The following is a 12,843-nucleotide window of genomic DNA, read 5'->3' as shown; positions in this document are numbered from 1 at the left end:
TACTCTTACCCGTATTTTTGGCTATTGCTATTGCATCTTGCGGAGGCGGAAAGCAGCCGCCTAAGGAAAAGGTAAATCCGGCTGCCGTGCTGGTGCCGTCGCCGCATGGATATGATCTGGGGTCGCCGAAGAAGACGGTGCTGAGCGAGTCCCTTCATGAGATCTCGGGGATCACCTTTTTACACAACAATGCCGATACCCTGTATGCTATCGAAGATGAGACGGGGCGGCTTTTTTATTTCCATCCCGGCGATGGGCGGTACCCCAGCTGGAAGTTTGGCAAGCATGGCGATTATGAGGATGTGACGGTGCTGGATCATAAGGAGTTTGTGGTGCTGCGAAGCGACGGGAGTCTGTTTGTTTTTCCTGCTGGGATGGTCGGTGCGGGGGATAATAAGGGGGTGAAGATCTATGAACATATCCTGCCGCGCGGGGAATATGAAGGGCTTTATGGCGATGAGGGCGGGAAGCTGATCGCGATGTGCAAGAACTGCCCGGATGACGATCAGCGGGATGAGGTGTCGGCGTATGTGCTGCGGTACGATGCTAAGCATGTTCTGCGGGTGACGGATCATTTTCTTATCGAGGTATCGCCGTCGAAGCTGAAGAGTATCCATAAAAAAATAAAATTCCATCCGTCCTGTCTGGCGCGGCATCCGATAACGAAGGAGTGGTACATCATCTCTTCGGTGAACAAGGTGTTGCTGGTGCTGGACGATCAGTGGAAGGTGAAGGAGATGTATGATCTGAATCCGGGGCTTTTCAAGCAGCCGGAGGGTCTGGCGTTCGACGCGAAGGGGAATATGTATATCTCCAATGAAGGGGCGCAGGGAAATGCGAATGTTCTTTTCTTTTCCTATAAGCCTTAAAACGCCATGGGCGTATCGGGCGGGTACATAAATTTGATCAACATGAGACGAATAGTAAGAACCATCAGCCTTGTACTTATCACCGTAGCCAGCGTGAACGCGGTGTACGGCCAAACCGATCCCGTCATCCAGCGGATGTTCCTCGTGGGGGACGCGGGGGAATTGAAGGACGGGCACCATCCTGTCTGTGACTGGCTAAAACAGCATGTCAACTGGAATGACAGCAGCAATGTGCTGGTCTATCTGGGAGACAATATCTACCCGCAGGGAATGCCGGGCGACGGTTCGGCGAGCCTCGAAGCGGCGAAGCGGATCCTGGACTACCAGGTGTCGGTCGTGGCGGGGAAGGCCGCGAAGGCGTTTTTTGTTCCCGGCAATCATGACTGGCGGAGGGGGAAGCCGGGGGGCTTGCAGCAGGTGAAGAACGAAGAGGACTATATCGCCTCGCTGGGGATGCCGAATGTGGACCTTCTTCCCAAGGGTGGGTGTCCGGGGCCGGTGGCGGTTCCGCTTGGGAATAAGATGGTGCTTGTCTGCATGGACAGCCAGTGGTGGCTGCAGGACGAGAAGGACCGGCCGGGACTCGAGTCGGGCTGTGAGTGCAAGGATCCCAAGTCGATCATGAATGCGCTGAAGGATATCGTCGGCCTGTATCCCGACCGGCTGATCGTGCTGGCGATGCATCATCCTTTTTACACGCATGGAGAGCATGGCGGATACTATACGTTGAAGCAGCATATCTTCCCGCTGACGGACCTGAATTCCGGATTGTATATCCCGTTGCCGGTGATCGGGTCGATCTACCCGATATCGCGTGGGGTGTTTGGGAGTGTGCAGGATACGAAGAATCCCCGGTATAAGGAGATGCGGGAGGACCTGGAATCCATCATCCGGGGGCATAGCAATATCATCCATGTAGCCGGGCATGAGCATACGTTGCAGCTTTTGCAACATGACAGCGTGTATTATGTGGTGAGCGGTGCGGGCTCGAAGGAGACCCGGGTGAGGAAGGGCGCGTATTCGCTGATGGCCCGGGAGGATCTCGGGTTTGCGACTATCGAGCTGCATGCCAGCGGGAAGAGCGAGATCCGGTTCTATACGGCGGATTCGAAGGACCTGGACCAGACCTTTTATACGGCTGCGGTGCCGCCTTTGTTACCGCGTGTCGATACGACGGCGATCGTCCGCAGCTTTCCCGACAGCGTGACGGTGACGGGGGACAGTGAGTTTCTCGCGGGCGGATTCAAGCGCTGGCTGCTGGGGCGCAACTACCGGAAGGAATGGGCAGCACCCATCAAGGTGAAGGTATTCGATATGACGGGGTGGACGCCGCTGGAACGGGGCGGGGGTCTTCAGACCCGGAGTCTGAGGATGGTGAATGCAAAGGGCGAGCAGTATGTCCTGCGGGGCGTAAAGAAATATGTTACGAATGAGGCGTTGCCCGTGGCGTTGCAGGGTGATGAATTTGTAAAGGACCTGGTGTCCGACGGGATCTCGGCGTCCTATCCTTATGCTGCTTTGTCGATCCCGCCGATAGCCGAGGCTTTGCATGTCCCGCATGCGAGCCCGAAGCTGGTGTTTGTGCCGGATGATCCCCGGCTGGGCCGCTTCAGAGAAGACTATGGAAATCTTTTCGCGATGATCGAGGAACGAGAACCGGGGAATGGGAAGAAGACCTACAATATGAATGATGTCGAAGACCTGTTGCGAAAGGATAATGACAATACGATAGATCAGCGACGGGCGCTGCGGGCGCGGCTGCTGGATATCTTCGTGATGGACTTCGACCGGCATGAGGACCAGTGGCGCTGGATGCAGGAGGATAACGGGAAGGGAAAAACGCTGAGTCCTGTCCCGCGAGACCGCGACCAGCCGTTTTTTATCAATGAGGGGATCCTCCCGTGGATCGCGGGTTCGGCCTGGGTTACCCCGCAGCTGCAGGGTTTCCGGGCGAAGGCGAGAAATATCAAGAGCTACAACTATGCCGCGAGGAATTTTGACCGCAACTACCTGAACGAGATGACGGAGGCGGACTGGCGGAAAGACGCGGAGGAAGTCCTGGCGACGATGACCGATTCGCTTATCGAGGCGGCGTTGAAACTGCAGCCCGCGACGGCACGGTATTCGATGAACTCCATCATCGCGAAGCTGAAGGAGCGCCGCAAATATTATGTCGACGAGGTGGTCACTTACTACCGGTTCCTATCGGGGACGGTGGGTATCTATGGCAGCGATAAGCAGGAACTTTTCGATGTCGAGCGGAAAGGCAGGGACACGGTCGTGGTCACCGTTTATAAGATCAATAAGGATGGCAAGGAAGCCAAGAAGCTGTATGAGCGGACGTTCTCTTCGGAGGTGACGCATGAACTGCGGCTGTATGGGCGTGGTGGCGATGACCAATTCCATATCCATGGCGCCGATGGCGGGGCTACGGTGGTGCGGATCATCGGCGGACCGGGGAACGATGTTTATCGCAACGAAGCGGATGCGCCGGCGGTGAAGACCCGCATCTATGATCTGAGCACGGAGAAGAATGTCTTCGAGGGGAAGGGTGCGCAGCGGGAATTCCTGTCCCCTGATCCGGCGGTGAATGCGTATGACCGGCTAGGCTATAAATACAATGTGATCGCGCCCTTGCTGAGCGTGGCTTATAACCCGGATGACGGCATCTTTATCGGCGCGGGATTCCGGTATACGACGCAGGGTTTTCATAAGGAACCGTATAAGACCGTTCAGACCCTGATGGCTTCGCACTCCCTGTTGACGGAGGCGTATATCTTCAGATACAGCTTCGAGGCGATTCACGCGGTGGGTTCCCTGGACTTCCTGCTGCATGCGGATGTAAAGGCGCCGAACAATACGATCAATTTCTTTGGGTTTGGGAATGAAACGGTGTTTGATAAGAATGCGAAGGAAGGGGTGCGGTACTACCGGGCGAGGTACAACAGTTATGAGGCGGATGTGCAATTGCGGAAGCGGTTTGGGTCGGTATTTTCGATCGCGGTGGGTCCGGCCATTGAACGCTTCTCGGTGGACAGTGCACAGAATTTCGACCGATTTATCAACCAGGCGCCTTCCAACGGGCTGAATCCGGGGGAACTATACGGGGACAGGGACTACGCGGGTGGCCGGGCGGCGGTTGTCGTGGATGACCGGAACGACAAGCTGATGCCATCCCGGGGAATTTTCTGGGAGACGAAGTTCGGGACATATGGGGGCCTTAATGATGCGAGTCATGCGTATTCCCGGTTGAACAGCGATGTGGCGGTGTATACTAGCTTCAATACCCGGGGGAATTTTGTCATTGCCAACCGGCTGGGTTGGGGGAAGAGTTTTGGGAACTATGAATTCTATCAGGCGCAGACGCTGGGTTCGCTGGAGAATCTGCGGGGATACCGAAAGGACCGGTTCACGGGCGGGGAGAGTTTTTATCACAACATCGACCTGCGGATCAAGTTGACCGAATTCAGCACCTATCTGTTTCCCGGCTCGTTTGGATTGTTGTTTTTCAACGATGTGGGCAGGGTGTGGCAGCAGGGGGAAAAGAGCAATAAGTGGCATGACGGCTATGGGGGCGGACTTTGGATCAGTCCGTTGAGGAAGCTGGTTTTGTCGGCCAGCTATGGACAGGGCTCGGACGGGGGTGTGGCAATTATTAAGCTAGGCTTTCAGTATTAATGGATTAGGTGATGATTTGATTGGGGCGATACCGATGTCGTATGGGGGCCGGAATGCTTTATGATAATTTACAATAAATCGGACGAGGGGGGCGTTTTCCACGGAACCCCGTCCGATTTGTATTATGATGTATCTTCTGAGGCGATTATTGTCTTGTTGGTTGTGCCTGCTCCTTTTCTTTGTTGTTCCCGCTCAGCACATGCATCTTTCTTTTGAGCATCTGGGGACAACCAAGGGACTTTCGCACAGCAACGTGATGTGCGCGTTGCAGGATAGCCGTGGGTTTATGTGGTTTGGGACGAGGGAGGGCTTAAACCGGTACGACGGCTATACCTTTACTGTTTTCAAGAACAAGGTGGGTGATGATAAAAGCTTGTCCAACAACGTGGTGAATGCTATCGTCGAGGATAGTAAGGGCTATCTCTGGATCGGCACCTGGGGTGGAGGGCTGGACCGGTATGACCGGAAGACCAATGAATTCGTTCATTACCGGCATGACCCCAACAATCCGCTTAGTCTTTCGAGTGACCTGGTGCTTTGTCTTATGCGGGACAGCAGGGGGACTATCTGGGTGGGGACGGAGGATGCGGGGTTGAACCGGATGGATACGGGCACGGGATCGTTTGTGCGGTATATACATCGGGACAACGACCCGGCGAGTCTTGCCAATAACTGTGTCAAGTCGCTTTGCATGGATGGGGACCACCAAATCTGGGTCGGAACGATCGATGGCGGGCTTGATCTTTTCGAGCGGCCGACGAATGGTTTCCGGCATTACGCGCATGATGCGAAGAACCCCCGGTCGTTGATGAACAATTCCATTTCCGCGCTTTTCGAGGATAGCCGCCATCGGCTTTGGGTGGGAACGTATACGGGGCTCGAGCTTTTTGACCGGGCGACCGGGGGGTTTGTGCATTTCCGGAAGGACAACGTGGCGGGCGGCGGGAGTGGCAATAGTGTCGGGATCACGAATAACACCATCAATACGCTGGCGGAGGATGGGGACGGAAATCTTTGGGTCGGAACGGAGAATGACGGGCTTATCATTTTCGACACGGCGGGTGTCCTGCATCATTTTCTGCATGACGATGTGGATGCTTCCAGCATCGGCACCAATTCTCTTTATGGAATTTACCGGGATTCGAAGAAAAATATGTGGTTGGGTTCTTTCAGCGGTGGGCTCGATCTTGTGAATTCGGATACGCGGCGATTTGCGTTGTACCGGCATAATTCGTCGCCGTACAGTTTAAGCGACAATCATATCCTGCGCATCTATGAGGATCTGCATAACAACCTGTGGATCGCGACCGACGGTGGCGGGGTAAATCTTTTTGACCGGAAGACGGACCGGTTCACGCATTTCCGGCATGATCCAAACAATTCGCAAAGCATTTGCGGCGACTATATCCTTGACGTCATGGAAGACAGCAAGGGGAATATGTGGTTTGGCAGTTGGGCGGACGGATTGTCGATCTACAATCGCAAGACCAACCGGTATACCCATTTCAAGGCCGAAGGGGACAATCCGCGGGCGTTGAAGAGCAACAATATCTGGGATATCTGCGAGGACCGGCAGCACCGGGTCTGGATCGCTACTTATGGTGGGGGTTTGGAGTTATATGATCCAGGTCATAGGGGGTTTATCCATTACCGTCACCGGGAAGGTGACCCTCACAGTCTTTCCAACGATATGGTCCATTCGATACTCGAGGACAGTAAAGGAAGGCTTTGGATCGGGACGGATGGGGGCGGCGTCGATCTTTTTGATCCGCTGACGGGAAATTTTGCGCATTACAAGCATTCCGACGACCCAAACAGTCTTTGCAGCGACAATATCAACAACATTGTCGAGGCCAGGGAGGGTGAGTTGTGGATCAGCACGACGGAAGGGCTGAGCCGTTATGAGATAAATGCGAACCGGTTCACGACTTTCACTACGAAGGACGGCCTTCCTGATGATGTGACCTTTGGCGTCATCGAAGATACGCTGGGTTGTCTCTGGATCAGTACGAACAAGGGCATCTGCCGTTGGGATATCGCGCATCACCGAATACAGAATTTTGGGGTCGCGGATGGTTTGCAGGCCAACGAGTTCAAGGAACAGGCGTATTGCAAGAGCCGGGAAGGGTTGCTTTATTTCGGGGGCATCAATGGTTTCAACGTGATCGATCCGCTGAATGTGAAGACGGTTTCCTTTGACCCGCCGCTGGTGATGACCAACTTCCAGGTGTTTAACCGGGAGGTGCCGATCGGGGGTAATGGGAAGGTGCATTCGCCGCTGAACACCGCCATCACGGAGGCGCAGCGGATCGTGTTGCCGTATAAGAGCAGCGTCTTCAGTTTTTTCTTTGCGTCCCTGAACTATACCAGTCCAGACAAGAAACAGTATGCGTATATGCTCGAAGGATTTGACAAGAGCTGGAACTATGTCGGTCTGGAGCGAAGCGCTACGTATACGAACCTTGATCCTGCCACGTATACGTTCAAGGTAAAGGGCATGAACAACGATGGGGAGTGGTCGGACAAGGTCCTTACGCTGCAGGTGCAGATCACGCCGGCTTTTTGGATGACCTGGTGGTTCCGGATATTGCTCGTGCTGGTGATCATCGGCGCGGGGATCGTCTATTACCGGTTGCGGATAAACACGATGAATTCGCTTACGCGGGAGTTGGAGCGGCAGGTGCAGGAGCGGACGGAGCGGTTGACGAGTCTTACGCTGGAGGAGCGAAAGGCGAGAGAAGAAGCGGAAGAAGCCAATAAGGCGAAGAGCGTTTTTCTTGCCACGATGAGCCATGAGATCCGGACACCGATGAACGGGGTTATCGGGATGGCCTCGTTGCTGGCTCAGACGACGCTGACGCCGCAGCAGCGTGAATACAATTCGACCATCCTCAATTGCGGCGAGAGCCTGCTGAGTGTTATCAATGATATTCTTGACTATTCCAAGATCGATTCGGGTAAGATGGAGATCGAGCAGCGCAGCTTCGAGTTGCAGAGATGTATCGAGGGGGTGCTGGATCTTTTTTATGAGAAGGCCAGCAAGTCCGGGTTGCGGCTGCGGTATCATATCGGCGAGGAAGTTCCGCCTTTTATCGTCGGGGATGCGTTGCGGTTGAGACAGGTTCTGATGAACCTGGTGAGCAATGCGGTGAAATTCACGCATGAGGGGGAGATCTTCCTTCGGGTGCATTTGTTGGCGGAGGACGCTGTGGGAATGATGCAGCTGTGTTTCGAGGTAAAGGATACGGGTATCGGTATCCCGGAGGAGAAGATCGGGATGCTGTTCAAGTCGTTTTCGCAGGTGGATTCTTCGACGACCCGAAAATATGGCGGGACGGGTCTGGGGCTTGCGATCACGGAGAAGCTGGTGGCGTTGATGGGCGGGCAGATCGCGGTGAAGAGCCAGCCGGAGCAGGGGACGGTATTTAGTTTTACGATATTGAGCCGGGCGGGAGAGGCGTTGTCGTTGCAGGAGAAGGAGGAAATCGATGGGGTGGAGAAGATGGCCACGGATTTTGCGAAGCACTACCCGCTGAGTATCCTCGTTGCGGAAGATAATATTATCAATCAGCAGTTGATCCGCCAGATATTGGGCAACCTCGGCTATGAGCCGGACTGTGTGGAGAACGGCGTTCTTGCCGTCGATGCCATCAAGCGGAAGGAATATGAGATGATCCTGATGGATGTGCAGATGCCGGAGATGGATGGGTTGGAGGCGACGCGGCAGATCCGTCACCGGAGGGGTCATCAGCCGGTGATCGTTGCGCTAACGGCCAATGCCATGCGCGGGGACCGGGAGGACTGTATCGAGGCGGGCATGGATGATTATATCAGCAAGCCGGTGCGGCTTGATGAGTTGATGAGACTGCTGAAGAAATGGGCGGTTCAGCCCAGGGCGAGCCGGATCGGGTGACCAGCGGCGGGCGACGGCGAGCGGTCGACGCCATAGAGCCGGGTGACGACTAGCGGTTGGCGCCATATGGCCGGGTGACGGCGAGCGGCGACTTTTTTTTCTTAAACTTTACGGTGGAGGGAGGATTCCCTGATGATCAGTTCGCTGCGGATGATGATGGTATCTGTCGTCCGGGCGGAGGATAGGCCTGCCAGCTGATCGAGCAGGCTGCGGGCTGCCTGTTCGCCCATTTCTTCGCCGGGATAGTTGATGGTGGAGAGTTTGGGTTGGATGATGCGGGCGATGGCGTCGTTGTTGAAGCCGACGATGGCGATGTCTTCGGGAACCCTGATGCCTTCTTCTTTCAGGGTTTGGAGGAAGACGGCGGCGAAGAAGTCATTTGTGGTGAATACCCCGTCGGGCCGGGGGTTCATGGCGGCGATCTGTTTGGCGGTTCGGATGGCTGCTGCTTCGCTGAGGTCATTGACGATGATGAGTTCGGGGTCATGGGTGAGGCCGAAGTCGGTGAGGGCCTGCTGGTATCCTTTGAGCCGGCCGGCATAGACGTTACGGGCGAGGCTTGCGGTGATATGGGCGATGCGGCGGCAGCCCTGGGAGGCGAGATGGGCGGTTGCTTCGTAGCCAGCGCGGACGTTGTCGATCACGACGCGGGTGCCGTAGGGGAAGTCTTCGACGCGATCGAAAAAGACGATGGGGATGCCTTTTTGTACGAAGGGTTGGAAGTGGTCCATGTCGTGGGTGTCGAAGGCGAGGGAGGCGATGAGTCCGTCGACGCGTTTATGAAAAAGGTTATGGGCGTTGGAGGCTTCCTTGCGGAATGTTTCGGAGGAGTGGCCGATAATGAGATCGTACCCGGCTTCTGTCGCTACTTTTTCGATGCCGGCGAGTACGGAGCTGATGAACTGGCTTTTTATCTCGTGGACGATGATGCCGATGGTGTTGGTCTTTTGCATCCGGAGGTTGGAGGCGAAGCTGTTGGAGCGGTAGCCCATTTCGCGGGCGGTGTCCATGATCCGTTTGCGGGTCTTTATATTGATGGCGGGGTGGTCTTTGAGGCCGCGGCTTACGGTTGCGGGGGATAGGCCGAGGACACGTGCGATGTCGTATATTGTGATGTCTTTTTTGCCGGTCATAATGTGGGGGCGATTATAAGCGAGCTTTTTTGGCCCGGGGCCTAAAATAAGTGCTTAAAATTAAGGATTTTAAAAAAAATAATGCAATCGGTTACAATTCCGGGAAATCGGCGTTATATTTACCGGCCCGAGATTGGGGGAGCGCCGGTTGCGGTGGCGCGCGCGCGAGATTTGTGGAGCGCCGGGTGCGAAGGCGAGAGGGGTTTCGCGGTTTGCGGAGCGCCGGGTGCGAAGGCGAGAGGGGTTGCGCGGATTGCGGAGCGCCGGGTGCGAAGGCGAGAGGGGTTTCGCGGTTTGCGGAGCGCCGGGTGCGAAGGCGAGAGGGGTTGCGTGGTTTGGGGTGCGCCGGCTGCGCAGAGAGCGGGGCTTTACCGACGGGCTGACGGATAAAAAAATGATTGCTCCATGTTGTTATTAGGCATTGACCTGGGTACATCTTCCATTAAAGTTGCTGTTACGGATGCTGCTACGCACCGGGTGCTGGCTACGGCGCAGTTTCCGGATGAGGAAGCGGGCATTGTTGCGAAGCAGCCGGGTTGGGCCGAGCAATCGCCGGAGCTGTGGTGGGAGTATGTGCAGGAGGCGATACGGCGCGCGCATGCGGCGGGGGGATATGACCCGACCGATATTGCGGCGATTGGGATCGCGTATCAGATGCATGGGCTTGTGTTGGTGGATAAGGAGCAGCGGGTGTTGCGGGACAGCATCATCTGGTGCGACAGCCGCGCGGTGCCTTATGGGGATCGCGCGTTTGCAGCCATTGGCGAGGAGCGTTGTCTGGAGCGGCTGTTGAATTCGCCGGGGAATTTTACCGCGGCGAAGCTGGCGTGGGTGAAGGAGAACGAGCCCGCCGTATATGAGCGCGTGGACCGGTTCCTTTTGCCGGGGGATTTTATTGCGATGCGGCTGACGGGGGAGGCGACGACGACTATTTCTGCTTTATCGGAAGGGATATTCTGGGATTTTGCTGCCGATGGGTTATCGGAGGATGTATTCCGCTTTTTCGGTTTTGACCGGGCGCTGGTGCCGGCGGTGCGGCCCTTGTTTTCGGAGTGTGGTGGGGTGAGGGCGGAAGTCGCCGCGGCATTGGGGTTGAAGAAAGGGATCCCCGTGACCTACAAGGCGGGGGACCAGCTGAATAATGCTTTATCCTTAAATGTTTTGGAACCGGGTGAGGTGGCGGCTACGGCCGGTACCTCGGGCGTCATTTACGGAGTGAGTGATGCATTGACGTTTGATCCCGGGTCAAGAGTAAACAGTTTTGCCCATGTGAATTATTCGCCCGAGGCGCGGCGGGTGGGTGTGCTGCTTTGTATCAACGGTACGGGTATCCTTAACCGCTGGGTAAGGGATCTGTCGAAGGGAGACTATGAGGAACTGAACGAAGCGGCTGCGCGGCTGGCGGCGGGAGCGGCGGGCTTGAAGGTGTTGCCGTTTGGCAATGGCGCGGAGCGGATCTTTTACAATACTATCCCGGGGGCGCAGGTGCGGGACATCGACCTGAACGTGCATGGCGCCGCGCATCTTTACCGGGCGGGGCAGGAAGGGATCGCGTTTGCGTTCCGGTATGGCCTGGATATCATGCGGGGGAACGGGATGAATCCCGGGGTGATCCGGGCGGGCAAGGCGAATATGTTCAAGAGTCCGGTGTTTGCCGCCGCTTTTGTCAACGCCACCAACGTGCCGGTGGAACTGTATAACAGCGACGGGAGCATTGGGGCGGCGATCGGCGCGGGTATCGGCGCCGGCATCTACCGGGACGGCAAGGAGGCTTTTGCGGGGTTGAAGCCGGTGCAGCTGATCGAACCGACACAAGCCGGAGTTTATGATGCTTTGTATGGAGAATGGAGGAAATATTTACCTTAAAAATATATAGCTATGCCAGTAATCACGGGACAGAAGGAATTTTTTAAAGGAATAGGAGAGATCCGCTATGAGGGGCCCAAGACCGACAATGCGCTTGCCTATCGTTGGTATGACGCGAATAAAGTGGTTGCCGGTAAGCCGATGAAAGACCATTTGCGATTTGCGGTGGCCTATTGGCATTCTTTTGTCGGCAATGGCGCCGATCCATTTGGCGAGCCGACGCATCTTTATCCCTGGAATGAGAAGAGCGATGCTGTGGGCCGGGCGAAGGATAAGATGGATGCAGCATTTGAGTTTATGACGAAGCTGGGGCTGCCTTTTTATTGCTTTCATGATGTCGATGTAGTGGACTATACGAACGATGTGGCCGAGAACGAGAAGCGGCTTCAGGCGATGGTCGACTATGCGAAGGAGAAGCAGGCGGCCAGCGGGGTGAAGTTGTTATGGGGTACGGCAAATCTTTTTTCGAATCGCCGGTATATGAACGGTGCGGCCACCAACCCTGATTTTCATGTTCTGGCGCATGCCGGGGCGCAGGTGAAGGCGGCGCTGGATGCGACGATCGCGCTTGGCGGGCAGAATTATGTGTTCTGGGGCGGGCGGGAAGGATATATGAGCCTGCTCAATACGAATATGAAGCGGGAGCAGGAGCATCTCGCACGTTTTCTGCATACGGCGAAGGACTATGCGCGGAAGCAGGGTTTTACCGGCACCTTCTTTATCGAGCCGAAGCCTTGTGAGCCAACCAAACATCAGTATGACTATGACAGCGCAACGGTGATCGGCTTTTTGCGGCAATATGACCTGTTGAAGGACTTCAAGCTGAACATCGAGGTGAACCATGCGACGCTGGCGGGCCATACCTTTACGCATGAACTGCAGGTCTGTATGGATGCCGGGATGCTTGGTTCGATGGATGCGAACCGCGGAGACTATCAAAATGGATGGGATACGGATCAGTTCCCCAACAATATCAACGAGCTTGTCGAGGCGTTGCTGATCATCCTCGAAGGCGGCGGTTTCCAGGGCGGCGGGATCAATTTCGATGCCAAGCGGCGGCGGAATTCCACGGACCCCGAGGATCTTTTCCATGCGCATATCGGCGGCGTGGATACGTTTGCGCGTGCGTTGCTGGTGGCCGATGCGGTGCTCCAAGGTTCGGATTACGGGAAGGTGCGCGCCGAGCGGTATGCGTCCTTTGACGGGGGTGAGGGAGCGGCTTTCGAGAAGGGGAAGCTGAGTCTGGAAGACCTGCGGAACTATGCTGTCGCCAAGGGGGAACCGAAGACGATCAGCGGAAGACAGGAGTATCTGGAGAATCTTATAAATCGTTATATTTAGATTTTTGGAAGCCGCCCGCGTGGGCCGGGGGGTATAAAAAAAC

At 55.7% G+C, this 12,843-nt stretch carries 6 protein-coding genes; 5 read left to right on the top strand and 1 reads right to left on the bottom strand.

From position 1 onward, the window contains the following. The first annotated feature begins 86 nt into the window (after positions 1–86). The 3 genes from VGM48_RS15330 to VGM48_RS15320 all read left to right on the top strand — a co-directional run bounded on the left by VGM48_RS15330 (position 87) and on the right by VGM48_RS15320 (position 8,460). Complete coding sequence (locus VGM48_RS15330; RefSeq protein ID WP_331580608.1) at positions 87–869, top strand: SdiA-regulated domain-containing protein; 783 nt, start codon at positions 87–89, stop codon at positions 867–869. A gap of 42 nt (positions 870–911) precedes the next feature. Further along, positions 912–4,547 carry a BamA/TamA family outer membrane protein gene (locus VGM48_RS15325; protein ID WP_331580606.1) on the top strand — a complete coding sequence of 1,212 codons (3,636 nt, stop codon included), beginning with the start codon at positions 912–914 and terminating at the stop codon, positions 4,545–4,547. A 199-nt stretch (positions 4,548–4,746) separates the two neighbouring features. Beyond that, a complete protein-coding gene (locus tag VGM48_RS15320) occupies positions 4,747–8,460 on the top strand; it encodes a two-component regulator propeller domain-containing protein (RefSeq protein WP_331580604.1) in 3,714 nt (1,237 codons plus the stop codon). 101 nt (positions 8,461–8,561) lie between these two features. On the opposite strand, the gene VGM48_RS15315 is transcribed toward VGM48_RS15320, so the two are convergent. After that, positions 8,562–9,593 (bottom strand): LacI family DNA-binding transcriptional regulator, encoded by a 1,032-nt coding sequence (locus VGM48_RS15315; RefSeq protein ID WP_331580602.1) that lies wholly within the window; start codon positions 9,591–9,593, stop codon positions 8,562–8,564. Between the two features lie 405 nt (positions 9,594–9,998). Between VGM48_RS15315 and VGM48_RS15310 the strand changes: the two genes are divergently transcribed. Both VGM48_RS15310 and xylA read left to right on the top strand, forming a co-directional pair. Next, positions 9,999–11,459 (top strand): xylulokinase, encoded by a 1,461-nt coding sequence (locus VGM48_RS15310; RefSeq protein WP_331580600.1) that lies wholly within the window; start codon positions 9,999–10,001, stop codon positions 11,457–11,459. A gap of 12 nt (positions 11,460–11,471) precedes the next feature. Continuing rightward, positions 11,472–12,800, top strand: coding sequence for a xylose isomerase (xylA, locus tag VGM48_RS15305; protein ID WP_331580598.1), 1,329 nt, complete (start codon positions 11,472–11,474; stop codon positions 12,798–12,800). Positions 12,801–12,843: the final 43 nt, after the last annotated feature.

This window comes from Puia sp., assembly GCF_036500295.1.
GTDB lineage: Bacteria > Bacteroidota > Bacteroidia > Chitinophagales > Chitinophagaceae > Puia.
Note: the sequence above shows the minus strand (reverse complement) of the source record. Positions and strands in the feature narration are given on the sequence as shown.

Bases quoted from the DNA above. Each gene is read 5' to 3' on its own strand.
- VGM48_RS15325 (WP_331580606.1), top strand. From the start codon at position 912: ATGAGACGAATAGTAAGAACCATCAGCCTTGTACTTATCACCGTAGCC.
- VGM48_RS15320 (WP_331580604.1), top strand. From the start codon at position 4,747: ATGCATCTTTCTTTTGAGCATCTGGGGACAACCAAGGGACTTTCGCAC.
- VGM48_RS15315 (WP_331580602.1), bottom strand. From the start codon at position 9,593: ATGACCGGCAAAAAAGACATCACAATATACGACATCGCACGTGTCCTC.
- VGM48_RS15310 (WP_331580600.1), top strand. From the start codon at position 9,999: ATGTTGTTATTAGGCATTGACCTGGGTACATCTTCCATTAAAGTTGCT.
- xylA (WP_331580598.1), top strand. From the start codon at position 11,472: ATGCCAGTAATCACGGGACAGAAGGAATTTTTTAAAGGAATAGGAGAG.